This window comes from Nostoc sp. CENA543, from assembly GCF_002896875.1.
GTDB lineage: Bacteria > Cyanobacteriota > Cyanobacteriia > Cyanobacteriales > Nostocaceae > Trichormus.
This window is the reverse complement of record NZ_CP023278.1, coordinates 2,117,179-2,141,325: the sequence shown is the minus strand read 5'-3', so window position 1 is coordinate 2,141,325 and position 24,147 is coordinate 2,117,179. Positions and strand designations below refer to the sequence as shown.

General features: G+C 42.7%; 19 protein-coding genes and 1 tRNA gene. 14 read left to right on the top strand and 6 right to left on the bottom strand.

What is annotated here, in order from left to right; all coding sequences use genetic code 11:
- Window positions 1-105 precede the first annotated feature (105 nt).
- Window positions 106-759: a phosphoribosylanthranilate isomerase gene (locus CLI64_RS08915; RefSeq protein ID WP_103136885.1), complete on the top strand. Its 654-nt coding sequence runs from the start codon at window positions 106-108 to the stop codon at window positions 757-759.
- A gap of 98 nt (window positions 760-857) precedes the next feature.
- Here the strand turns inward: CLI64_RS08915 and folE are convergent, their stop codons facing one another.
- The 5 genes from folE to CLI64_RS08890 all read right to left on the bottom strand — a co-directional run bounded on the left by folE (window position 858) and on the right by CLI64_RS08890 (window position 6,023).
- On the bottom strand, window positions 858-1,565 hold the full coding sequence (gene folE, locus CLI64_RS08910) for a GTP cyclohydrolase I FolE (protein WP_103136884.1): 708 nt from the start codon (window positions 1,563-1,565) through the stop codon (window positions 858-860).
- A gap of 174 nt (window positions 1,566-1,739) precedes the next feature.
- Window positions 1,740-2,465 (bottom strand): SDR family oxidoreductase, encoded by a 726-nt coding sequence (locus CLI64_RS08905; RefSeq protein WP_103140648.1) that lies wholly within the window; start codon window positions 2,463-2,465, stop codon window positions 1,740-1,742.
- A gap of 358 nt (window positions 2,466-2,823) precedes the next feature.
- Window positions 2,824-3,804: an acetyl-CoA carboxylase carboxyltransferase subunit alpha gene (locus CLI64_RS08900; RefSeq protein ID WP_103136883.1), complete on the bottom strand. Its 981-nt coding sequence runs from the start codon at window positions 3,802-3,804 to the stop codon at window positions 2,824-2,826.
- A 161-nt stretch (window positions 3,805-3,965) separates the two neighbouring features.
- Window positions 3,966-4,985, bottom strand: a complete 1,020-nt coding sequence (locus CLI64_RS08895; protein ID WP_103136882.1) for a long-chain acyl-[acyl-carrier-protein] reductase — start codon at window positions 4,983-4,985, stop codon at window positions 3,966-3,968.
- Between the two features lie 342 nt (window positions 4,986-5,327).
- Window positions 5,328-6,023 (bottom strand): aldehyde oxygenase (deformylating), encoded by a 696-nt coding sequence (locus CLI64_RS08890; RefSeq protein ID WP_103136881.1) that lies wholly within the window; start codon window positions 6,021-6,023, stop codon window positions 5,328-5,330.
- Between the two features lie 305 nt (window positions 6,024-6,328).
- Here CLI64_RS08890 and CLI64_RS08885 point away from each other — a divergent pair, with 305 nt between their 5' ends.
- The 6 genes from CLI64_RS08885 to CLI64_RS08860 all read left to right on the top strand — a co-directional run bounded on the left by CLI64_RS08885 (window position 6,329) and on the right by CLI64_RS08860 (window position 13,721).
- A complete protein-coding gene (locus CLI64_RS08885) occupies window positions 6,329-7,156 on the top strand; it encodes a carbohydrate ABC transporter permease (protein ID WP_103136880.1) in 828 nt (275 codons plus the stop codon).
- Window positions 7,157-7,267: 111 nt separating this feature from the next.
- The gene (locus CLI64_RS08880) at window positions 7,268-7,591 is read left to right on the top strand and encodes a hypothetical protein (RefSeq protein ID WP_103136879.1); all 324 of its coding nucleotides are present in this window, start codon (window positions 7,268-7,270) and stop codon (window positions 7,589-7,591) included.
- Between the two features lie 76 nt (window positions 7,592-7,667).
- Window positions 7,668-10,160 (top strand): filamentous hemagglutinin N-terminal domain-containing protein, encoded by a 2,493-nt coding sequence (locus CLI64_RS08875; protein WP_103136878.1) that lies wholly within the window; start codon window positions 7,668-7,670, stop codon window positions 10,158-10,160.
- 432 nt (window positions 10,161-10,592) lie between these two features.
- Window positions 10,593-12,836: a GAF domain-containing protein gene (locus CLI64_RS08870; protein ID WP_103136877.1), complete on the top strand. Its 2,244-nt coding sequence runs from the start codon at window positions 10,593-10,595 to the stop codon at window positions 12,834-12,836.
- Between the two features lie 61 nt (window positions 12,837-12,897).
- Window positions 12,898-12,969, top strand: a tRNA-Lys gene (locus CLI64_RS08865).
- A gap of 173 nt (window positions 12,970-13,142) precedes the next feature.
- A complete protein-coding gene (locus CLI64_RS08860) occupies window positions 13,143-13,721 on the top strand; it encodes a Uma2 family endonuclease (RefSeq protein WP_103136876.1) in 579 nt (192 codons plus the stop codon).
- A gap of 38 nt (window positions 13,722-13,759) precedes the next feature.
- Here the strand turns inward: CLI64_RS08860 and CLI64_RS08855 are convergent, their stop codons facing one another.
- Window positions 13,760-14,719, bottom strand: a complete 960-nt coding sequence (locus CLI64_RS08855; protein ID WP_103136875.1) for a YafY family protein — start codon at window positions 14,717-14,719, stop codon at window positions 13,760-13,762.
- Between the two features lie 51 nt (window positions 14,720-14,770).
- On the opposite strand from CLI64_RS08855, the gene cas3 reads away from it, so the two are divergent.
- From cas3 to cas1d, 7 genes are all read left to right on the top strand, one after another.
- On the top strand, window positions 14,771-16,888 hold the full coding sequence (gene cas3 / locus CLI64_RS08850; protein WP_103136874.1) for a type I-D CRISPR-associated helicase Cas3': 2,118 nt from the start codon (window positions 14,771-14,773) through the stop codon (window positions 16,886-16,888).
- Between the two features lie 19 nt (window positions 16,889-16,907).
- Window positions 16,908-19,865, top strand: coding sequence for a type I-D CRISPR-associated protein Cas10d/Csc3 (cas10d, locus tag CLI64_RS08845; RefSeq protein WP_103136873.1), 2,958 nt, complete (start codon window positions 16,908-16,910; stop codon window positions 19,863-19,865).
- Window positions 19,866-20,858 carry a type I-D CRISPR-associated protein Cas7/Csc2 gene (gene cas7d, locus CLI64_RS08840; protein WP_103136872.1) on the top strand — a complete coding sequence of 331 codons (993 nt, stop codon included), beginning with the start codon at window positions 19,866-19,868 and terminating at the stop codon, window positions 20,856-20,858. It begins immediately after the preceding gene.
- Between the two features lie 123 nt (window positions 20,859-20,981).
- The gene (gene cas5d / locus CLI64_RS08835) at window positions 20,982-21,707 is read left to right on the top strand and encodes a type I-D CRISPR-associated protein Cas5/Csc1 (protein ID WP_103140647.1); all 726 of its coding nucleotides are present in this window, start codon (window positions 20,982-20,984) and stop codon (window positions 21,705-21,707) included.
- Window positions 21,676-22,503, top strand: coding sequence for a CRISPR system precrRNA processing endoribonuclease RAMP protein Cas6 (cas6, locus tag CLI64_RS08830; RefSeq protein WP_103136871.1), 828 nt, complete (start codon window positions 21,676-21,678; stop codon window positions 22,501-22,503). Before cas5d ends, cas6 begins: the two co-directional genes overlap by 32 nt.
- A gap of 30 nt (window positions 22,504-22,533) precedes the next feature.
- Complete coding sequence (gene cas4 / locus CLI64_RS08825; protein WP_103136870.1) at window positions 22,534-23,136, top strand: CRISPR-associated protein Cas4; 603 nt, start codon at window positions 22,534-22,536, stop codon at window positions 23,134-23,136.
- A gap of 33 nt (window positions 23,137-23,169) precedes the next feature.
- A complete protein-coding gene (gene cas1d, locus CLI64_RS08820) occupies window positions 23,170-24,147 on the top strand; it encodes a type I-D CRISPR-associated endonuclease Cas1d (RefSeq protein ID WP_103136869.1) in 978 nt (325 codons plus the stop codon).

The window sequence follows — 24,147 nt, the reverse complement described above, 5'->3', positions numbered from 1 at the left end:
TCTCCTAAATATAACGGTCAAATTTAATGTAGACCTAGAAAATTATAGAGTTAGTTAGGACATCACCGAAATTCGGTTTTACAGTTTGCTGTATTTAAATTTTCTATGCGTGTAAAAATCTGCGGTATTACTCAACCACAACAGTCAGTAGCGATCGCTTCTTTAGGTGCAACTGCACTAGGATTTATTTGTGTACCTACTTCGACCCGCTATGTCACCATTCCCCAAATTCAGGCGGCAGTGGCGGATTTACCCCAAAATGTTGACAAAATTGGCGTTTTCGCCAATGCCAGTCTGAGTGAAATCAGTCAGATTGTCTCTAGTTCTGGGTTAACTGGCGTACAGTTACATGGAGACGAACCCCCAGAATTTTGCGCTGAGTTGCGTCAGGCTTTACCTAACGTGGAAATTATTAAAGCCATGAGAATCCGTAACGTTGAGCATTTAGCGCAAGCAACTATTTACACGCCATACATAGATACTTTATTACTAGATGCCTATCACCCCCAGCAATTAGGCGGCACAGGTAAAACCATAGATTGGCAGATATTGAAACAATTTCGCCCTAGTCGTCCTTGGTTGCTAGCCGGAGGACTGACACCAGATAACATTCAAGCAGCCTTGAGTCAGGTTAATCCTGATGGTATTGATTTATCTAGCGGTGTAGAAATTAAACCAGGGGATAAAGATTTAAATAAAGTCGCCTTGCTGTTTCAGAAATTAGGGACTGGGGATTGGGGAATAGGGAATAGGGAATAGGGAATAGGGAATAGGGAATTGGAACTGGGGATTGGGAGACAAGGAAGGTTTTACTTCAATGCCCCATGCCCAATGCCCCATGCCCCATTCCCGATTCCCTAAAAGAATGCGGCTTGATGACGAATCAAGTTAAAGAATTCTTCGCGGGTTTTTTGGTCTTCTTGGAATACACCGACCATTGCACTAGTTACAGTCCAAGAGCCGGGTTTCTGCACACCCCGCATGACCATGCACATATGGGTGGCTTCCATGACTACTGCTACTCCTTGGGGTTCTAAGATGGTTTGAACCGCTTCGGCAATTTGGCGAGTCAGTCTTTCTTGCACTTGCAAACGACGGGAATACATCTCGACAATTCGGGCTAGTTTACTTAATCCCACAACTTTTTGATTAGGGATATAAGCAACGTGCGCTCTACCCATAAAGGGCAACATATGATGTTCACAGAGGCTAAAGAAGTTAATGTCCCGAACTAGCACCATCTCATTGTGTCCCTCGTCAAAAACTGCACCATTGATGAGTTCTTCTAAGGACTGGTTGTAGCCACTGGTTAAAAACCGCATTGCCTCGGCTACCCGCTTGGGTGTCTTTAATAAACCTTCCCGTTCTGGATCTTCGCCCACTCCTACTAATATGGATCTGACTGCATCCATCATTTGTTCCATGTGTTCTTCTGAGGGTGGATGCAAATCTGGCTGTCTGCCGTTGTGGGTGTTGCGGTCTGGTCGGGTGTTGATGGCTTCTGCCAAGTCGGGAATTAGAGGCGATTGTGAGCGATTAGAACCGTTGGAACTAGCAATAGTCATGATGTCAATACTTGGTTATGGTTGAATGTGAGTCGTGAGTCAGTAGGGGCGGGTTCTGTGAGATTTTCACGTTTGCCAACAGATATCTTGGTTAAACCCGCCCGTACATTAGTCATTAGTTATTGGTCATTTGCTATGGATGAAAAACAAATGAGCAGTAACACACAACTAAATTTAGAGTGCGCCAGCACTGGGCATAAGAATCAATTCATCGATGACTGCTTGTGGTGGTAACAAGGCAGTGTGCAGAATCGACTCAGCCACAACTTCTGGGGTGAGCATTTGGGAACGGTCGAAATCAGCATGAACGGTTTCTGTATCCCAGATTTCGGTGTTGACAGAACCAGGACAAATGGTGGTGACACGAATCCCGTGGGCGCGTTCTTCCTGTGCTAGCGTTTGCGAGAGAGCCAGTAAGCCAAATTTACTGACACAATATGCACCCCAGTTAGGAAAGGTTTGTTTGGCGGCTATGGAGGCGATATTGATGATTGTCCCTGTACCTCGAACTCGCATTCCTGGCAGAATTCCTTGAATGCACTGCAAGACGCTAGTCAGATTCAGGTCAATCACTTTTTGCCAATCTGCAAGGGGGGTTTCACTTAAGCTGGCTGTGTAACCCATCCCCGCATTGTTGACCAAAATATCTATGTCGCCAAAATCGAGGGCGATCGCCTCTATTTTTGCTTTTACTTGCGATACTTCTGCTAGGTCTAGGGCGTAGGCTTTGGCTATCACTCCAGATTCTGGCTTGGCTGCGGCTACAGCTTCCAATTTATCCAGAGAACGGCTGACTAAAGCCACATCTATACCTGCTTTCATAAAAGCTAGTGCCGTCGCTTTGCCAATTCCACTGCTAGCTCCAGTAATTAAAGCGCGTCTTTTCTGCTCCAAAATCATGCTGTCTCCCAATTTTTTGGCAGTTTTGCCCGCCTTGTCCATCCCATTATGAAAATCTTTTGGGGGAATTAGATTAAAACAATCTTAAAATCCGATGATTTTCATAAAAAAGTGCTAATATTGTTTGTTATTATTAGCGTCCTGATTAAGTGTTCACTCCACGGGACGAACAATAACTTCCTGATTAATCAGGCTATATGAATTCAAACTAATTGAGGGATGGTGTGCAAACCTCTCTCTGAGAGTAGGTTTGTTATACAAACAAATACCTGCGGCTGTTCGGATTGTTAAAAACCGTTAAGAGCCACAGGCAATTATAACACTGCAATTGCGTTAATGAGTGATTTTCTCAGGCTGGTTAATGAGCAACTTCGGAAAAAACACCGATTTTGCGGAATTTCTCATAACGCAGTTGCCTTCTTTCTTGGGATGTTAAACGGTTTAACTCTTCTAAATTATCCAGTAGAGCTTGTTTGAGGGTGTTAGCGGCTTGTAGAGGCTCGGTGTGTGCGCCCCCAATGGGTTCAGGGAGAATTTGGTCAATAATGCCCAAATTTTTCAAGTCGTGGGAGACAATTTTTAAAGCGACGGCAGCTTGGGGAGCTTTACTAGCGTCCTTCCAGAGAATGGCGGCGCAGGCTTCGGGGGTAGCCACGGTGTAAACAGCGTGTTCAAACATTAACAGGCGATCGCCCACACCAATACCCAAAGCACCACCAGAACCACCTTCACCGATGACTGTACAGATAATGGGTACATCTAAAGAGAACATTTCCCGCAGATTATAGGCGATCGCTTCCCCTGCGCCTTGACGTTCAGCGATCACTGTAGGTAAAGCTCCTGGCGTATCGATAAATGTCAAAATTGGCATACCAAACTTATTGGCGTGTTCCATCAGGCGCATTGCTTTGCGATAACCGCCAGGGGTAGCCATCCCGAAATTACGCGCAATATTATCCTTAGTATCGCGTCCCTTTTGATGACCCAGCATCACCACAGGTTGCCCACCTAAACGAGCCACACCACCAATTAAAGCTGGATCATCACTCCCAGAGCGATCGCCATGTAATTCCATCCATTCATCACTAATCGCCTGAATATAATCTAGGGTACTAGGGCGGCGGGGGTGACGAGCAACTTGCAGACGCTGCGCTGGGGATAAGGTACTAAAAATCTCCTCTCGCAGTTGCATAGCGCGTGTTTCTAGCTTGCGAATTTCCCCAGAAACATCCACACCATTTTCCTCAGCTAGCTGACGAATTTGGTCAATTCGGTTTGCCAGTTCTGCTAAAGGCTTTTCAAAATCCAACAGTAAAGGTTTACGCTCAGTAGTAGCCATACGTTTAGGGATTGGGTATTAGGGATTGGGTATTGGGGATTGGGTATTGGGGCAAGTAGGAAGTGTGGGAGGGGTGGGAGGTGTGGGAGGGGAAGAAATCTTTCCCCCCTCTCTCCCCACACTTCCCCATCTTCCCAGTCCCTATTCCCCAGTCCCCAATCTTAAACCAGCAGTGGTCTAAACCCATGTTTGACTGAAGCTCGACCAATCTGCTCCATTTTGTCTACGGTAATCTGATTACGCCCCCAAGAAAAGTTCGTGTATAACTTCTCAAATTCCAATAGCATCGATTCCGCAAAACAGGCAAATAACTGGCGTGCTGGCACATCCATATTGACGATTTTCATAATCTTCCAGTCAATATCTAAAGAATGTTCCACAATGCCACCATTCAATACATACACGCCTGGATGCTGCACTTTTGTAGCTAAGTTTTTGGGATAGCCACCATCAATCAATAAACAAGGTTGTTTTAAAGTTGTGGGATCAATTTCCACGCCTTTGGGCATACTAGCTACCCACACTACAATATCAGCTTGGGGTAGGGCTTCATCCAACGCCATGATTTTGCCTCGCCCCAGTTCGGTTTGTAATTCCTGGAGACGCTCTTGGTTACGAGCAATGAGCAGAAGTTCTTTGACATCGGTTTTGGCATCTAGCCAACGAGTCACCGCAGAACCAATATCACCAGTCGCTCCACAGATGGCTACTGTAGCTTGGGAAAGGTCAATGCCTATTTGCTGTGATGCTGCTTCTACTTGGCGGCAGATAATGTAAGCTGTATGAGTATTACCTGTAGTAAAGCGTTCAAACTCTAGCTTAATGTTACGAACTTGCTGAAACTGCTCTAAGTTAAAGTTTTCAAAAATAATTGAGGAAAACCCACCCAAAGCCGTAATATCAATGCCATGCTTTTGAGCATGAGCCATTGCGTTCAGGATTTTGCGCGTTGCAGCTTTAATCCGGCGATTTGCTAACATTTCCGGTAAGAAGCAAGACTCTACATACTTACCTTCAATAATCTCGCCAGTAACACTTGTAACTTTAATGTGATCAACTATTTGCGGTGGTGCGCTACACCAAAAATCTAGCCCTTGGTCGGCATATTCTGGGTATCCCAATTCCCTGGCTACCGCTTGAGCGTGTTCTAAACTTGTCAGATGTCCAATTAGACCAAACATGGAGTGATATATTAGGCGTGGGCTTTACTAAAAGCGTGAAATCGGTGGGTAAGAGACTATACCTAACTCTTAAAAATACTATACAAAGTGTCAAGAGTGAGTGGGGAGTGCTGAGTGAGGAGTGCTGAGTGCTGAGTTGTGTTAGCGGTAGCGCGGCGTTTAGCCAATGCTGAGTGGAGAGTAGTATTTAGGAGCTTTGATTAAATCTGGGCTGAGTGGAATGAGTATAGAAAGGGTGTGACTGACTATTCAAAACCTGTTTTACCTTCTCGATACTCCTCACTCCTCACTCCTCACTCAGCACTCAGCACTCCTCACTCCTCACTCACCACTCACAACTACTTAAACAGTTGCTAGTCCGTAAGCTGACAGACGCATGATGTCTCTGGTGGTGAAGCCGATATTGCTTAAAGCTTCTCCGTACTGAATCATGAAATCTTCGACTAAGGCATCTTTTTCCATTGCCAGAACTGCTGCATCTGCTGCAACTTGGTTGAGCATTTGCCAAACTAAAGGCAGATTTTGACGGTTAGCCGCTTCTAATTCTGCTTTGGATTCTGTAAAATGTTCTTTGAGCCAAACTTCCCCAAAGTTAAGATGACTGTATTCATCTTTAACTACGCCTTCAGTAATTTTACGAGCAAAATCATCAGCTACAGGGATGTAGATGTTATATGCAGCGATCGCAAAACATTCGATGATTAAAGATTGAATCAAAAGGCAAGTCACCACTTTACCTTCGGCAGCCGCTAATTGAAAATTACCGTGTAACCCAGCAAAAAATTCCTTAGCAAACTCTAAATCTGGTGTAACTTCCAGATTGCGTCCACAAGCTTCAAATCCCTTCTTGTGACGACTTTCCATTTTGGAGAGACGAATCAATTCATCTTTATGTTCTGGCAGCAGTTCAGCTAGTGTGATGTAATTTTCATGAGCTTCTTGTTCACCCTCAATCACGATCGCATTAATGCGGCTATAGGCATCTTTGTATTTTTCGCTGTGGAAATCAATTTCTAAATCGGCTGCAACCTGCTGCATGATATGTTTACTCCTGTAACCTGAATTATTTGATACCGAAACCTAATTTACCCCATGATTTTAGGGTAATGCCCATCGTTGTTTAATTTTACTTAACAAGTCACTATGTTATAGATTAGCTTTTGCTGTGTGTGATAGCTCTACCAATTTAACTAATTCGATAGCTCATGGGGGAAAATATTTCAAAATGGGACTGGAAATGGGGCATGGGGCATAGGTAAAACAGATCATTTAAATAACATCTCCCTTGTTTCCTGATTCCCCATTCCCGATTCCCTATTCCCCATTCCCCATTGCCCAAACTCATGTCTAACTCCAACCAGAATCTAAAATCTGCCGATTTTTTCAGCCTAGCAGGATTAATACTAGGGGCAGTCGTTGTGCTGTCACCACTATTTGTGGTTTTTCTGACATCTTTTGTACCTCCAGGGTCAAACATAGAAATTTTGCCTAAAAATAATTGGTCTTTAGGCAATTATCAGGATGCTTGGCACAGAGGTAAGTTTTTATTAGCATTTGCTAATTCTACCTTGGTGGCGATCGCGGTGACGGCATTTCAGATTGTGACTTCGGCTTTAGCCGGTTATGCGTTGGCTAGGCTGAAATTTCGCGGCAGACAAGCACTGTTGTTAGTTGTTTTAGCTACTTTGGTGATTCCGTTTCAATTGTTGGTGATTCCTATTTTCTTGGTGTTGAAGTGGGGACACCTAATCAATACATACGGAGCTTTAATTTTACCCACTGCGGTCAACGGTTTTGGAATTTTTCTCTTACGTCAATATTTCCAAACAATTCCTGTGGAATTGGAAGAAGCTGCAACTATCGATGGGGCAAACAGACTACAAATTCTGTGGCAAGTCATGTTACCCTTAGCCCGTCCGGCTTTAGTAACACTATTTTTATTTACATTTATCGCGGAGTGGAACGATTTATTTAAGCCGCTAGTATTTACCACTAGACCAGAATTAAGAACAGTGCAGTTAGCGTTGGCTGAGTTTCAAGAGCAGTTTACCAATAATTGGCCTTTGATGATGGCGGCAGTAACCATTGCTACTGTACCTGTCATGGTGCTGTTTCTCATCGGTCAGCGTCAGTTCATTAGAGGTATTGCTACCACAGGGATTAAAAATTAATTCTTCATGACTGCATAAATTTGCTCAAACCAACTGATATTAGTAATTGGGAGAGGTTAAACCCACTCTCATTGAAGATAAATCAATATTTGGTGCGAGTACCCAACAGTCATGGATACTGAAATGTTACAGGAAGTCTCTCTCGATCCTCAAACTCTAGAGCAATTGCAAAATGAAATTAGCCGGGAACTAATAGAAGTTCTGAATAAATCCCAGTTGGGTAAGGTACTGGAAAAATACGGTATTTCTGATACACAAGTGCTGAAAATTCAATACACCCTAGATGTCAATCAACTGCAATCGGCTGATGAGAGTAATGGTCAGGTAGCCATTGAATCTTTCAGCATACCCAAACCACCCATAGGTGCAAACTTAGGATTGATTCAGCCTTGCCCATTTGATGGTAATCCCGATGGCTGTTGGGTTTATTGCTAAATAAAGCATACTTCACTTTTGATCACATTCCGTGTAAAGTCGTCCTAGAAGAACGGCGTAAGAGACTAAATTTTCGATGAGTCAAAATCGAAGCGATCGCTATTCTGATTTGAGGCTAGTAAATGCTTTAGCAATTGCTAGCCTATCCGTCTTTTCTGGAGATTGCGTCTTGGCACAAATCAACCAGGATCAGACATTGGGTTTAGAGAATTCAGTTGTCACACCTCAAGTTGTCAATGGTCAAACGATTTATCAAATAGATGGTGGTTCTATTCGTGGCAACAATCTATTCCATAGCTTTGAAAATTTTTCTTTGTATAATGGCAATACGGCTTACTTTAATAACACTACGAACATTCAAAATATTTTCAGTCGCGTCACAGGTAATTCCATTTCCAATATTGATGGCATTCTCAAAACTAACGGTACAGCTAACCTATTTTTTATTAACCCCAATGGCATTGTTTTCGGTTCTCGTGCTGCTTTAGATATTCAAGGTTCTTTTTTAGCTACTACAGCCGATAGGATCAATTTTGCAAATAATCTGCAATTTAGTGCTTCCAATCCACAAACCGCACCATTGTTAGCTGTCAACGTTCCCACAGGCTTACAATTCGGCACCAAATTAGGTGCAATCAAAAACCAATCCCAAGCTAGTTTAGGTGGTGCCACAAATCGTCTCAACAGTCCTGCTGGATTACAGGTACAGCCACAAAGAACTTTAGCACTAGTAGGCGGCGATTTGATATTGCAGGGAGGCAATTTAACCGCCAAGGAAGGCAGAATCGAATTAGGAAGCGTCGGTGTTAATAGTATTGTTCATATCCAACCCACTCCTCAAGGATGGAAACTAGGATACGAAAATGTCCGCGATTTGCAAAAAATTCAACTAACAGAAGGAATTATCAACAATTCAGCGAGGCCTTCTCAAGTTGATGTGAGTGGTGAAGGTAGCGGTAGCGTTCATCTCCAAGGTAAGCAAATATTAGTCAATAGTCGCTCACAAATTTTAGCTAATACTTTAGGTAAAAAACAAGGCGGTAATTTAACCATTAATGCTTCAGAATCAGTAGAACTGGTGGGTTTAAATTCCGCAATTTTAACAACTGTTACCTTCGGTGCTGGTAATGCAGGCAACTTAGAAATTACAACTGGTAATCTCATTGTCAAAGATGTAGCACAAGTGAGAGTAGGGGCGCAATTTCTCAATAATGCTGCGGCTGCCAATCCAGAATTACGCTTAGGGTCGGGTGGTAAATTAATTATTAATGCCTCTGAATCTGTGGTGTTAACTGGTAGTAGAACCTTCGGGAATCAAACTGTCCCTGGGGGATTATTCGCTGCAACTGCTGATATAGGAGATGCCGGTGATATATTCATTAATACCAAAGTTTTACGTATTGACGATGGAGCAATACTCAGCACCGAGTCTGCCGGTAGGATATTATCAGGAGGGAACTACATACCAGCAATAGGTCGAGGGGGCAATGTGACGGTGAATGCCTCGGAATCCATAGAAGTAGCTGGTATTTCTATCAATGATTTTGTCGCTGGTATTTCTACCACCACCAGAGGAACTGGTAAAGCCGGAAACTTAAATTTAACTACTGATAAATTAATTATTCGCGATCGCGGAGCAATTTCTGTTAGTAGTGCAGTACCCAAAACTGTGATTTATTTAGGAGATCCCACGAAGTTAGGCGCAGCAGGTGAAATCAATATCAATGCTCGTTCCATCCGGCTCGAAAATGGCGGACAATTGATTGCCGAGAGTGAGGCGGGTATGGGTGGAAATATCACACTCAAGGTGCAGGATTTACTATTGATGCGTCGTCAAAGTCAAATCTCTACTAGTGCAGGTAAAACTCTAGGAAGAGGGGATGGCGGTAATGTTAGCATCGATATACCTAATGGCTTTATTGTGGGTGCATCTTCAGAAAATAACGATATCACTGCCAATGCTTTTGCTGGCAATGGTGGCAAAATCAATATCAATACTGAGCGCATTTTTGGCTTTGTACCCCGTACCCGTGCAGATTTAGTCAGATTATTAGGCACTGACAAGCCAGAAGAATTAAAACCGAGTGAACTGCCAACTAACGATATTACAGCTTTTTCGCAGCAGAATTCCGCTTTAAATGGCGATATACAAATTAACACACCTGATGTTGATAATAGTCAGGGGATAGTAGAACTACCCACAAATTTAGTCGATACTTCTCAACAAATTACTTCTACTTGTAGTCAGAGAAAAAGCACGGAACGAAGTTCATTTATTTCTACAGGCAGAGGCGGAATTTCAGTGAGTCCAATGGATACCTTATCAGGGGATACAGTCCTCACAGATTGGATTAATGTCCCAGCAGATAGAGAAAGCCACACTGGTAAGATACAACCGCATACACCAGAGAATACCACAAATATGCAATCAGGCGATCGCCCCCCTGAAATTATCGAAGCCCAAGGTTGGATAGTCGCACCCGATGGCAATATAGTTCTCGTGGCGCAAGCACCCACCGCTACACCCCACAGTCCAGCATTGAAAGCGGCGGGTTGCGGCGTGCATTAGGGAATTGGGAATTGGGCATTGGGCATTGGGCATTGGTATAATGTCCCCTCTACACCCTTACACCCTTACACCCTTACACCCCTACACCCTTACACCCCTACTCCCTTCCACCCCTATTTGTTAAGAAACGTAATATTCATTGATACAATGTTTGTATACAATTAAATATATGCAACAATTTTAGTTTAATCTTCATAAAAAAATAAATAAAATTAGACTAGCTTGCAAATGCGTTTTAACCTTCACAATATAGGATTTGTTAAGCGTATTGCTATCCACTGGCCTAAATTTCTGATAAGAATTAAAGAAAGGCTCAAATATCGTAAGCAACGACTCATAATCATTCGCTTGAGGCACTAAAAACATTTTATACCAGCGAAATTCAAAAATGAGTGCCTCCAAGAGTCATTAACATCAGACAGGGACTCTCGCATGAATATAAATTCAGTAGAATCTACAGTCGAGTTGACGGAACAATCTCACACTCGCCTTATTTTCGGCACAGCAGTTGATGAAAAAAGTAGTGTGGAACAGTTACTACTTAGTATGTATGACTCTGTGCAGACATCTATCTTTGTGGTGGATGTGTTAGAGAATGGTGATTTTTGTTATGTGGGACTTAATCCCACCCATGAACGGTGGATAGGTATCAGTTCGCAGGATTTGCGGGGTAAAAAACCAGAGGATATTCTGACTCCTGTGGATGCAATTAAGGTGCGTCAGCGTTACACTGATTGCGTGCGCTTGGGTAAGACGATTTCCTATGAGCAATGTTTACAGTTTCAGGGAGTTTCGACTTGGTGGAGTACAACATTAACGCCATTGCGGGATGCTAACTCACGAATTTATCGCATCCTGGGGACTAGTAGTAATATTACCCCGATCAAACAAGTAACCCCAGGTAAAGAGCAATTATTAGCGAAAGTCACCCAAAGAATTCATGATGCTGTAGATTTCAATGTGATTCTCCAGCAGACTGTGGAAGATTTACGACTTTGTTTAAATTGCGATCGCATCCTCATTTATCAAATGTCTCATGATCACAATGGCGTAGTCATTGCTGAAGCTACGGTGACACCTGATATTTCCCTCTTAGGTAAACATTTCCCTGATCCTTGCTTACGTTATCAACATCAAGAACATCGGGGGCGATGTTGTCATCAAATTGTCACAGACATTTATACTGATGGGATTAATAATTGCCAAAGAGATTTTTTAAACTCCTTGCAGGTGAGAGCGCATCTAGTCGTTCCTATTTTATTACAGCAGAATTTGTGGGGATTATTAATCGCTCAATATTGCCATGAACCCCACCAATGGCAGCAAACTGAAATTGATTTACTCCAGCAAATAGCCTCCCAACTGGGAATAGCTACCCACCAGCAAGAACTACAACAGCAAATCAAACAGCTGAAAAATCAGCTAGAGTTACACAAGCAAGAACACCACACGCACCTACAGCAGACAAAAAACTTTCAAAGCTTAGTGCTGAGGGTGACAGAAAAAATCCGGGATCATCCAGAAGAAAAGCTAGTTTTTGCCTACGTTACCCAAGAGTTGACCAAATTATTGCAACTAGAATCTTGCTATATCGAACTCTACAGTCCTGACTGTGCTGTGGTGAGTGTAGTGCATGAGTATGCAGTTACCCAAATTACCTACCAGGGACTGATCAGACAACCGCAAGAGTTGTGCGAAATTTATCAGCCACTCATGCAAAAACAACCTTTTCAATCTGTAGAAATCGTTCCTGGATGGCATCCTAAATTACTGGTGATTACACAGTTGGCTTGTCCTATTTATGACAAAGATGGGATTTTAGGCAATCTTTGGGTGATTAAACCCACACAACAGAGATTTGAGGAACTAGAGATTGACTTAGTACAAACTTTAGCCCATGAATGTGCGATCGCCATTCGTCAAACTAGACTCAATGCTAGCAAACAAGCCAGAATCAAAAAACTAGAAACCAAAGAACGCCTCAACCAAGAATTCCTCAAAAACCTCTCCCATGAACTACAAACACCCATAACCAGCATTAGTCTAGCGGCTCAAACCCTAGAAAGTCTCTTTTTACCCAACGGTACGCTAGATACAGAAATCGCTCCCCAACTCCTACAAATTCTGCATAAAGAATGTGGAAGAGAAAGCCGACTCATAAACGATTTACTCACCCTAATTCATTTGGAGGTAGAACCAGAACCCCCAACCTTGATTAACATCGACTTACAAACGTGGCTTCCTCCCGTTGTCGCCGCTTTTTTAGATGTGACTAGTTGTCAGGGACAGCAATTAAAACTCGATATTGCAACTAATCTCACCCCCCTAGTCACCGACATCACCGAACTAGAACGCATTCTCACCGAACTTTTGAACTATGTGTGCAAATACACCCCCCCAGGAGAATCAATAACAGTCTCTACCCAAACCACAGCCGCAGCATTGCAAATTAGCGTCAGTAATTCGGGGTTAGAAATTTCCACCCAGGATCAAACCCGCATTTTTGAGCCGTTTTACCACCTTTCCAAAAATGACCCCTGGAAATATAGCGGTACAGGCTTAGAAATGGCTTTAGTGAAAAAAATGGTCAGACATTTAGGCGGCTCAATTCACGTAGAAAGTGGTGCAGGACAAACAACGTTTATGATCAAATTTCCCCAATCTACTACAATTTAAATTTTCAATTGACTAAATATTGACGAATTAACTATAATATTGTTATTATGATTGTTTATGTGGGTGACTAGCTCAACGGTAGAGCAGTAGACTCTTAATCTATTGGTTGCGGGTTCAAATCCCTCGTCACCCACTTGCTTTTAAGATTTTTCGGCAGTTAAGATATTGTTTCGCCAAGAGGCGCAAAGCCGCAAGAAATCTATAGTTCACTTTACTCAAAAAGCTTAATTCATCCCACATTTATGCAACGTCAGCTTTTCTTCTTAGAGGAGAGAGGTAAATATTTAGTGTTGATGGTGTTTAAGTATGACAGCTTTAACTTTACAATTACCTCCTAATCTGCAATTTACTGATGAGGAATTTGCACAAATTGTTGCTGTGAATAAAGAATTGCGGCTAGAGTTAACTGCTGAAGGGGAATTAATTATTATGTCACCTACTGGGGGAGAAACGGGAAATCGAAATTTTGATTTATTAGGTCAAATATGGTTTTGGAACAGTCAAAATCAGCTAGGAAAAGCTTTTGATTCTTCTACTGGGTTTAAACTACCAAATGGGGCAACTCGTTCGCCTGATGCGGCTTGGATAAAAATAGAAAGATGGGAAGCTTTGACACCAGAACAAAGAAAGAAATTTCTCCCTTTGTGTCCTGATTTTGCAGTGGAATTAGTTTCGGAAACTGATGATGTAGAAGATACTAAAGCGAAGATGCAAGAATATTTAGCCAATGGGTTACAACTCGGTTGGTTAATTAATCCTAAAGATAAACAAGTAATAATTTATCGCCCCAATCAAGCACCAGAATTTTTACAATCTCCCACAAGTTTATCGGGTGAAGATGTTCTCCCTGGTTTTGTTTTAAATTTACAACAGATTTTTGCATAATAGATTTTACACAACACAGTTTTGATCATGTTGGGTTTTCAACCCAAATTTAATTGACCAGAGTAGTTGTCAAGGGCTTTTTGATGAGCATCTTGGATTTGTTGTGCTATCCAAGGCGGATTTAAAACAGTGGCACTTGCGCCGTAGCGTAACATTCTTTGAATAAACCAAAAGACAAAGTCTTCCTGAGCCACAATATCAACATATTCTGTGTTTTCTGGGGAAGAGATGATTTTTTCATGGGGTCGGCGAGGTTTGTAGGTGGCTAAAGCACCTGTGAGTCGGTAGGTAATATCTATGGTGGGGAATTTACTGTAAATCCAAGGTGTTTGGGAAGCTGCACCAACGCGGATGATCCGATCTATTCTAAAGGCTGAGTTTTGTTCCACATTGGGTCTAGTGGGAATATGGCGACTAAACCAGTCTGGAACTAAGGCAAATAGATATAGTGAACCATCATGCAATCTCAATTCTGATTTGTCTACGTCCCAGTGTCTTTCTTCACCCTTGCTGTTGCAATACCAAATGACAAAGCGGCGTTTTTGTTGTAGGCGTTGTTGTAATTCTTGTAAAACGGCATCTAAATTTTCTTCGCTATAGTTAGCTGGAGGATGAAAATCTGCTGCTAAATTGGGGATGTTGGTTTTGTTGAAGTTCCCAATGCGCCAGATGTGACCAGCTTGAGCCGTAAAACCCATGTCTGACAGCAATTCTGCGGCCATTGCTAGGGCTTGTTGCTGTTCTGTTGACAAAATCACTGGAAATTTCGATTCTATCAACTCATAGGGACGGTTGGGCGCGCTTTTGATGTCAAATCCGCAGTCTCTGAGTTTAGTAATGGTGCGAGCAATTTTTTGGGATAAATCTCCGGCTGCAAAACCGCGATCGCCTAATGCAATAATTAATTCTGCTTTCTTGTGTGGTTTTTGCGCCAGTAACTTCAATATCTCTAAAGCAAACCCCAATTGGTTAGAGTTAATATCATTTTTTGATACCATCTCTATTTTTTTGTGTATTAGACTTGTGACAACATACACCACAAGCTTAACGTGAAAATTAAATTACTGCCCCTCTATTCCCAACTTAACCCAGGAGTTGGGGCTTGTCCTCTTGGTTGTACGGAGACTTGCCAAGTCAAAAAGCAAGCTCCTAACTTTGGAAAGGGTTCTGGTTGTCCTTTATCTTCCCACCAAGCCGAAACTTATGCCGCCATTCTCAAAGGAGAATCGGAAGTTATCTTTAACACGTCAGCCACAGGTGATGGTAAATCTCTTGCAGCTTATTTGGCGGGGTTACTTAACCTTGATTTGCGAGTCATTGGACTTTACCCGACTATTGAATTAGTCACAGACCAACAAAAGCAAGTTTTTGGCTATTATGAACAGTTTAACCCAGAAGGACAGTCATTGATTGACATTCTTTATGGTGCTGACTTAGCCCGCAGGGTAGAGCAAGGACAAAAAGGTAACAAATTCAAGGAATTACTGCTGACATTTAAGCAAAAACACGTTATCTTGACTAATCCCGATATTTTTCATTTAGTAGCGCATTTTCGCTATCTTAACCCTGCTTATAATCGGGCAGAGTTACCGATTACTTTGGCTAGAAATCTCGATTTATACATTGCTGATGAGTTTCATATTTTTGGTGTGCATCAAGAAGCCGCAATTCTCAACAGTATGCTATTGATTCGTCATAATCGCCCGAAAAAACGTCCCATGCGTTTCTTGTTTACTTCTGCGACTCCTAAGCCAGAGTTTATGAAAATTCTCAAAACTGCTGGGTTTAAGGTGACGGAGGTGTCAGGAAATTATGAAAGTGAGTCTACACCAGGATTTCGGCAAATATGCCAAGCTGTTAATTTGGAATTTATCCAGTTAGAGCAAGATACTGATTCTTTAAGTTGGTTAACAAAAGAAGCTGAAAATATTCGCACCCTTTTAGAAGCCGAAGGAAGGGGACGAGGGTTAATTATTCTTAACTCCGTCGCCTTGGTAAGTCGGGCTGTGCGTCAACTCCAGGCTTTACTTCCTGATGTGATTGTGAGGGAAGTTAGCGGACGAATTGACCGACAAGAAAGGGCGATAACTCAAGCAGATTTAGAAAATGCACCCCAATCAGTTTTAGTGGTGGGAACTTCTGCGGTGGATGTGGGTGTAGATTTTAAGATTCATTTGCTGATTTTTGAGGCGAGTGATTCTGCTACTTTCATTCAAAGATTAGGTCGTCTCGGTCGTCATGCTGGTTTTTCAGCTTATCAAGCTTTTGTATTGTTACCTAGCCGTACTCCTTGGATTATGGCGAGACTGAAGGAAAAGTTAGCGGGTAAGGAAGAATCCAGTCGTCTGGAGTTCCGCGAAATTATTACCGAAGCATTTGATCCTCCCAAAGAGTTTGAACGATACCGCGAATATTGGGGCGCACTGCAAGCCCAAGGTTTGTTAATTAGTATGAGTCCCAAAACAACAGGAGTCATGCAACCGCTACAAACCAGTATGGCGGAAGATTTGCGGCGGGTTTATGGAGAACAATTAGATAAAAAACGCGGACATTGGTTCAACTTGGGGAACGATTCCACGGGGAAAGCTATCCAAGAAGAACTATTGAGATTTCGGGGAGGTTCAGATTTACAAGCTGCTGTTTGGGATGAAGGACGCTTTTATACTTACGATTTGCTGAGATTGTTACCCTACGCAGAAGTGGAAATCATTGATAGAGAAGAATTTATCCAAGCTGCACAACAAGCCAACCATCCCGCTACGGAATTTCCAGAGAAATATATTCAAACTTATCTAAAAGTCCAACGTTGGTCTGATCAAAGATTCCCCATCAGATTAGAATGCGATCGCGGTACAGATGAACTCAAACAATGTACCCTTTCCCTGATAGATAGACTCAGCATCACCGGACACCCCCAAGCAGAAGTCAGTCGCTGTCTCCGTAAACAAAAACTCCTCACCTTCCTAATCCAAGTCAATCGCACCCCAGACAACAGCCATTGGGACATTAGCCGCGCCTTACACCTCAACCCCACCTTCGGACTATATCGACTAACAGACGCTGACGAACAAAGCCACGCCTGCGCCTTCAACCAAGATGCACTCCTTCTAGAAGCCCTCAAATGGAGGATTCCCAAATGCGATCGCACAAAACCCTACATTTTTTAATTTGATTTTGAATTGATTCATGCTCACACTACTACAAACCCTACTCATAGAAACCCTCCCATCCGACACCGACCCCATTTTACAAACCTTCATCCAAACCATTCTCCCCGCAATGGAAAGAGAATTTGGATTAATTCCCGCAATGGGAGGGTCAGAAACAGCCCACTATCAAACCCTCATCAAACAAGGCGATCGCTATGCTGATGAAAACGCTAAACGCTGGGCTGCAAAACCCGACCAAAGCCTCTTAGTTCACGTCCTCAATGGACTATTAACAGCCTGGAATCTCAGCCTGTATTTACCCCAACACCGACAACTCAAAGAAGCCGAAAAACGCTTACTATGCTTAGGTTTAACCCTACACGACTACAACAAATATGTACGGGGTCAAGGCGAAGAACAACCACCACCAAAAGCCCATGAAATTGACGCAATCATTAACTTATGCCGTGAATTAGGCGAAAAACTAGACTTTCAACTGTTTTGGGATCAATGGCGAGATTATTTACTAGAAATTGCCTATCTCGCCCAAAATACTCAATTTAGCGTTGATAGTAACTCAATTCTTTCTAACTGGGAGAACGATGAACGCCAATTTACCATAGATGACCGTCGCTTGAATGATATTTTACGCCACCTATTAGCCTTTGGTGATGTGGCGGTTCATATGGGTGATCCCGCAGAGATTATAACCACAACAAAAGGCGATCGCCTCCAAGATCATCTCGACTGGCTCAATATTCCCCAAAAATTGGTTTACCATCGCCTGCGGGATTGTCGCGGTTTAATTACCAACCAAATTCATAACGCCGTCGTCAATTTTGCCCGTCAGTTGGGTTGGAATCCGATTCTTTATTTTGCTCAAGGTGCAGTATATCTCACTCCCACGGATGTAGTCACACCCGACTTAGCAGATATTCAAACGGCTGTGTGGGAAAGTCTGATTCGAGGCGATGAAGAAAACAATCAACGAGGATTAGCCGCATACTTCCAAAGCGGTGATGTGGGGTTTGTTCGTGATGGGAAGGGAATGAAAATTGCTCCCCAGACTTTAGAATTGTTTACCCCTGCGGACTTGATTCGCTTACTTCCCAGTGTCGTACAAATCAAAGTCGCCAATGTCAAATCCCCAGCCACACCCAAGCGGTTAGAGAAATTAACTCTGACGGATGCAGAAAAAACCTTTTTATTACAAGGTGCAGATATCCGCGCTGATAGATTAGCCGAGTTGATTATCTTGGCACAAAGAGAATTTTTTGAAGGTAGCCAAGACTACATACCTTGGATGCTGTCAGCTTTGGAATTGCAAGGCACAATATCACCAGAACAAACACAAGTACAATCAGGGGGTGTAAATTATGGCTGGTATCAAGCCGCAGCCCATTACATAGCAACTCACGCCACCTTAGATGAGGGACAGGTAGAGGAGTGTTTAGGAAAATTAAGCGATCGCCTCGCAACTTGGGCAGAGCAAAATAATTTACTCAAAGCTAACAGTAGTCCTACCTATGAGGCTTTTATTCATTACTTAGCCCAATATTTGGAAGTTTACCCATCTAATCAGCCAGCAGTTGAGTTTGCTAATGAACTAAATACATATTCTTTAGCAAAAGTCAATAATCAAGCCATTTGTTCTTTAAGTGCAGGCGATCCTGATGCTGAGGATCAACTAGATACTGTCGTCCTATTCAAACCCCAACAATACAGCAACAAAAACGCCTTGGGCGGAGGACGCATTAAACGGGGTATTTCTAAAATCTGGTCGTTAGAAATGCTGATGCGTCAAGCCTTTTGGACTGGTGCGTCGGGAAAATTAGAAGAACAACAGCCTGTATTTTTATATATCTTCCCGGCTTACGTCTACTCACCCCAAGTTGCTGTCGCAGTGCGGCGACTGGTGAAGGAACTCAAACGCGTCAACCTGTGGGAAGTCCGCAAACATTGGTTAGATGGGGGGATGCAATATAGCGGACTGCAAACTTTGTCTTGGCGGGATGAGGCGGAAATCGGTAGATATGGTGATAGTTACTCCCGTGCAGACTTGCCATTTATGGCAATGACTTATACCACCACCAGGGGTAAAACTACTACAGATGCTTGGGTAGAACCGAGTTTTTTAGCCTTAGCATTACCTACACTTTTAGGTGTGAAAGTGGTTGCTACGAGCAGTCCTGACCCACTTTACGCCAGCGACCAAGAATTTGTAGAGTCAGCCAAACTAGATGGGGCGGCAGGATTTTGGCAAATATTAGGTATAAATCAGAACTTACGATTGCAGGATTTAGCAACAGCCTTAGAACGGCTATTGATAGCTTACAGCATTCATTTAGAGTTTCGCAGTTCCCCACCGGACGCACGTTGGCAAGCCTTGAATGGGACAGCCAGAGATTTAGCCACCGATGTATTAAATGTATTTGCGATCGCCAATGAAGGAATCCGCGAAAACAAACGAGAACCCAGCCCAGAAGATGTTAAACGTATTTGGAAATATGCCCAACTCTGGATAACAGGAGATAAAAAGATGACCGAAAAATTGCAATTAATTGAACGATTAGTGAAAGAGTATCGCCAATTTTATCAAGTGAATGTGGGGGAATCTAGTCATGCAGTTTTACTCCCACTGGCGAAAGCTTTGGAAGTAATTTTGACAGTTCCCGAACAGATAGCGAGAGAAGACGTAATTTTGCAAGCGGCGGGAAAACTCAACGATGCACTAGAACGACAAGAAGTTTATAAACGTCCATTTTTAATGGATAAATCCGTCGATATTTCCACACGTAAAGCCCAGGAATTAGCAGCAATTCATACCTTTATGACAACCTGCGTTGATGAATTATTCTTGAGACTTTATAAAGGCGATCGCGCTTTACTCCAAGAAAATCGCAACCGCATTAAATCCGGTGCTGAATTTGCTTATCGCTTATTAGCTGCACAAGAAAAACAAACCGAAAAAACACAAACCAAAGGAGAAAAATAAATGACTATTCTTAACACCATTCAACCAAAATTTCAAACAGCTTTCCCCCGTTTAGCTTCTGGTAAATACGTTCACTTTTTAATGGTGCGTCACAGTCAATCCTTCCCCGTATTTCAAACCGACGGAGTTTTGAATACAGCCCGCACCCAAGCCGGAATTACTACCCAAGAAGCCATCAGTCGATTAGTCATGTTTAAGCGTAAGCAAATTACCCCAGAACGTTTAGCAGGTAGAGAGTTATTACGTTCCTTAGAATTAACCAGTGCTAACGCCGCCGAGAAAGATAAATTCTGTGAATATAACGGCGAAAACTCCTGTAAAAAATGTCCTGATTGCATTATCTATGGCTTTGCAATTGGTGATAGTGGTTCAGAACGTTCTAAAGTTTACTCCGATTCTGCCTTCTCTCTGAGTCCCTATGAACAATCTCACCGCAGTTTTACTTTTAATGCACCCTTTGAAGGCGGAACAATGAGTGAACAAGGTGTGATGAGGAGTGCCATTAATGAGTTAGATCATGTATTACCAGAAATTACCTTTCCCACAGTAGAAACCCTCCGTGACCCTACCTATGAAGGCTTTTTATATGTGTTAGGAAACCTGATGCGGACTCGTCGCTACGGCGCACAAGAATCAAGAACAGGGACAATGGCAAATCATATCATTGGTATTGCCTTATGTGATGGCGAAATCTTCAGTAACCTACATTTTACCCAAGCCTTGTATGATGCCTTAAAACCAGATATTAACGCCCCAATTGCCGACATTCTCAACAAAGCCACAGAAGTGACAACCAACTTACTCAACCAAGAACCCATTCGGAAAACTCAAGTCATTACCGGTTCTCAATTACATGATTTATTGAGTGAAGTCGCAACCATTTATCAAGACGAAACCCAACTACGGGATACACTGAATACTTTGTATCAACAAACCAAAACTTACGCAGAAACCTACGGCGTGATCGCAGGTAAGAAAGGGAAAGGGAAATAAGGCAGGGGGCAGGGAGCAGGGGAGCAGGGGGAGCAGGGGGAGAAAAATACAATGCCCTATGCCCAATGCCCCATGCCCAATTCCCCATGCCCCAGTCCCAATTCGCAATCAAAAGAGTTAACAATGATAATTTACGAATGCAAACTAACCCTCCACGATAATGTATTTTTTGCGACTCGTGAAATGGGGATTCTCTATGAAACCGAAAAATATCTGCACAATTGGGCGTTGAGTTTTGCTTTCTTTGAAGCAGAGTATATCCCGAAACCTTATCGACTTAAAGGGGCGATCGCTCAAAAACCTAGTTATTTAGACGCAAGTCAAGAGCAAAATCTGTTACATCTCAATCAAGCAGGAATTTATGTTTTTCCCGCTTTACCTGTGGTTTGGTCTTATCAAGTCAATACCTTCAAAGCCGCACAAGTCGCCTACTATGGTAAATCTGTACAGTTCGGTGGCGAAGGTGCGAAACGTAATTATCCCATTAATTACGGGCGTGCTAAGGAATTAGCCGTAGGTAGTCGGTATAAAACCTATATTATCGCTAGTGCAGATGTGACAATTCCCCATTGGGTGAGATTGGGTAAATGGTCGGCGAAGGTGCAAGTTGAAACCACAAAAATTACAGAATGGAAGGAACGCTCTGGACAATATATCAGCAAGCATCCCTTAAATCCCTTAGACTTACCCCCATCATCCAGACTACTACTTTACAACCGCATTGTTATGCCTCCTGTAAGTTTAGTCAGTCAAGCGCAACTTAGTGGCGACTATTGGGAATTACCTGATAAAACCTGTTTACCTGCTGGAGTCTCCTATGGTGCTGGAACTGATATCATCACCGCCTAAATCCACGAGCTTGTATGCTGTGGTAATTCAACTGGGTGCGACTTCGGGAAAAATTATCCCTGCTAGTCTGGGGAGAGCAATTCATGCTCAAGTTATGGACTGGCTGAGATTAGCAGATCCGCAAACCGCAGAGATTATCCACCGCGCACAAGTTTCACCCTTTAGTGTTTCCGGCTTGATAGGATACCGTCGTCAACCCCGAACCAAACCAGGCGATGATTTTATTTTTCGCATCGGTTTGCTAGATGGTGATTTGATTGAGCCATTATTAAAAGGTATAGAACTTTGGCACAGTGAACTGCTGAATTTGGGTGAATGTCAGTTTGTCTTGCGCGGTTTTTATACTTTACCTGGTACTCATCCTTTAGCGGATATTTCTGACTACAACACACTAGCAAATATAGACAACATCTCTGAAGAAATCACACTAAAATTGCTGTCTCCGACTAGTTTTAAGCAAGCTAAAAAAGTACAACCTTTTCCCTTACCAGAGTTAGTATTTGATAATTTGTGGCGACGTTGGAATACTTTTGCGCCCCCAGAATTAAAGTTTCCGGCTGTAGAATGGAACGCTCAAATTGCAGCTTTTGAACTGAAAACCTATGCTTTAAAGTTAGAAGCTAGCGCAGAAATTGGGGCTGAAGGTTGGGTAAAATATCAGTTTTTAGAGCCAGAAGCAGCGAGAATTGCGACAGTATTAGCCAATTTCGCCGCCTTCGCCGGTGTCGGACGTAAAACCGCGATGGGTATGGGACAGATATCAATTCAAAATTCAAAATTCAAAATTCAAAATTAAGAAATTTAGATTTATATTGACTACGCGCTTATGACAGAAGATTACTTACCCCTGGCGTATCTTAACGCTTGGGAATATTGTCCACGCCGATTTTATTTGGAATATTTGCTGGGTGAAATGGAAGACAATGAACATATTATTTTAGGTCGCCATATTCACCGTAATGTGAATGAAGAAACCACATTTCAAGAGGGAGAAACCCTCATTCATCAACAACAATGGGTGTGGAGCGATCGCCTAAAAGTTGCTGGTATTATCGATGCTGTGGAAGAATGCGACGGTCAACTTATTCCAGTGGAATACAAAAAAGGCAAGATGGCACAGCATCTTAACGATCATTTTCAACTGTGTGCAGCCGCTTTGTGTTTAGAGGAACGCACTGGACACACTATTACCTATGGTGAAATATTCTATCACGCCAACCGCAAAAGACAGACAGTAGCATTCACCCCAGAACTCCGGCAGATGACAGAACAGGCGATTTTACTAGCTCAACTTGCTGCCTATAAAGCTATGCCTGCACCAATTGACCACACTAAAAAATGTAAATCATGTAGTTTACAAAACATCTGTCTGCCTGTTGAAGTGAGGCAATTACAAAAATCAAATCTCTCCACAAGCGACGATTTTTAACCATATTCACCAACTATTTCACATCTAACTAATATGCCTATACTCTACGTCACTCAAGCTGATGCTGTTTTGAGCAAGAATTATGAAGCCTTTAATATTGCTCTCAAACAAGAAGATGGTTCTTGGAAAAAACAAAGTGTCCCAGCACAAACTGTAGAACAAGTAGTGTTGATGGGAAATCCCCAAGTGACGGGCGACGCTCTGATGTATGCCTTAGAATTGGGAATGCCAGTGCATTACCTTTCTCACTTTGGTAAATATCTTGGGTCTGCACTTCCTGGTTCTTCCCGTAACGGTCAACTCCGATTAGCTCAGTATCAGGTATATCATGATCCTGTGCGGCGGTTGGAACTAGTGCAAACAATAGTAGCGGCTAAAATTCACAATCAATATCAAGTTTTGTACCGCCAGAATCAACGGGATAACCCCCTAAAAGAACGTAAAAATCAAGTTAAAAACCAGAAAACCATAGACCAAGTGAGGGGTATTGAAGGGTTAGCCGCCAAGGAATATTTTGCTTGCTGGCCGGATATGGTAGGAAAACAGTGGACTTTTAACGGCAGAAATCGCCGTCCACCTACAGATCCTGTAAATTCACTCCTCAGTTTCGCCTATGGTTTGTTGCGAGTGCAAGTAACTGCGGCTGTTCATGTCGCTGGTTTAGATCCATATATAGGATACCTCCACGAAGTTCATCACGGTCAGCCTGCAATGGTACTCGATTTAATGGAAGAGTTCCGAGCTTTAATTGCCGATAATATTGTGCTGACAGTGTTGCATAAACGCGAAATTCAACCCCAGGATTTTGATGAAAGTTTAGGTGCTTATCGGTTGAAAGAAGCTGCTAAAAAATCATTTTTGCAAGCCTTTGAGCGCAAAATGAATGATGAGTTTAAGCATCCTGTTTTTGAATATCGATGCACTTATCGCCGCGCCATAGAGTTACAAGCCAGGTTACTCAGTCGTCATTTGCAAGAAGGGATTCCTTATAAAGCTTTGGCTTTACGTTAA

Bases quoted from the DNA above. Each gene is read 5' to 3' on its own strand.
- CLI64_RS08895 (WP_103136882.1), bottom strand. From the start codon at position 4,985: ATGTTTGGTCTAATTGGACATCTGACAAGTTTAGAACACGCTCAAGCG.
- CLI64_RS08890 (WP_103136881.1), bottom strand. From the start codon at position 6,023: ATGCAGCAGGTTGCAGCCGATTTAGAAATTGATTTCCACAGCGAAAAA.
- CLI64_RS08915 (WP_103136885.1), top strand. From the start codon at position 106: ATGCGTGTAAAAATCTGCGGTATTACTCAACCACAACAGTCAGTAGCG.
- CLI64_RS08880 (WP_103136879.1), top strand. From the start codon at position 7,268: ATGGATACTGAAATGTTACAGGAAGTCTCTCTCGATCCTCAAACTCTA.
- CLI64_RS08870 (WP_103136877.1), top strand. From the start codon at position 10,593: ATGAATATAAATTCAGTAGAATCTACAGTCGAGTTGACGGAACAATCT.
- cas10d (WP_103136873.1), top strand. From the start codon at position 16,908: ATGCTCACACTACTACAAACCCTACTCATAGAAACCCTCCCATCCGAC.
- cas1d (WP_103136869.1), top strand. From the start codon at position 23,170: ATGCCTATACTCTACGTCACTCAAGCTGATGCTGTTTTGAGCAAGAAT.
- CLI64_RS08905 (WP_103140648.1), bottom strand. From the start codon at position 2,465: ATGATTTTGGAGCAGAAAAGACGCGCTTTAATTACTGGAGCTAGCAGT.
- cas7d (WP_103136872.1), top strand. From the start codon at position 19,866: ATGACTATTCTTAACACCATTCAACCAAAATTTCAAACAGCTTTCCCC.
- CLI64_RS08875 (WP_103136878.1), top strand. From the start codon at position 7,668: ATGAGTCAAAATCGAAGCGATCGCTATTCTGATTTGAGGCTAGTAAAT.
- folE (WP_103136884.1), bottom strand. From the start codon at position 1,565: ATGACTATTGCTAGTTCCAACGGTTCTAATCGCTCACAATCGCCTCTA.
- CLI64_RS08860 (WP_103136876.1), top strand. From the start codon at position 13,143: ATGACAGCTTTAACTTTACAATTACCTCCTAATCTGCAATTTACTGAT.
- cas5d (WP_103140647.1), top strand. From the start codon at position 20,982: ATGATAATTTACGAATGCAAACTAACCCTCCACGATAATGTATTTTTT.
- cas6 (WP_103136871.1), top strand. From the start codon at position 21,676: ATGGTGCTGGAACTGATATCATCACCGCCTAAATCCACGAGCTTGTAT.
- CLI64_RS08855 (WP_103136875.1), bottom strand. From the start codon at position 14,719: ATGGTATCAAAAAATGATATTAACTCTAACCAATTGGGGTTTGCTTTA.
- CLI64_RS08885 (WP_103136880.1), top strand. From the start codon at position 6,329: ATGTCTAACTCCAACCAGAATCTAAAATCTGCCGATTTTTTCAGCCTA.
- cas4 (WP_103136870.1), top strand. From the start codon at position 22,534: ATGACAGAAGATTACTTACCCCTGGCGTATCTTAACGCTTGGGAATAT.
- CLI64_RS08900 (WP_103136883.1), bottom strand. From the start codon at position 3,804: ATGGCTACTACTGAGCGTAAACCTTTACTGTTGGATTTTGAAAAGCCT.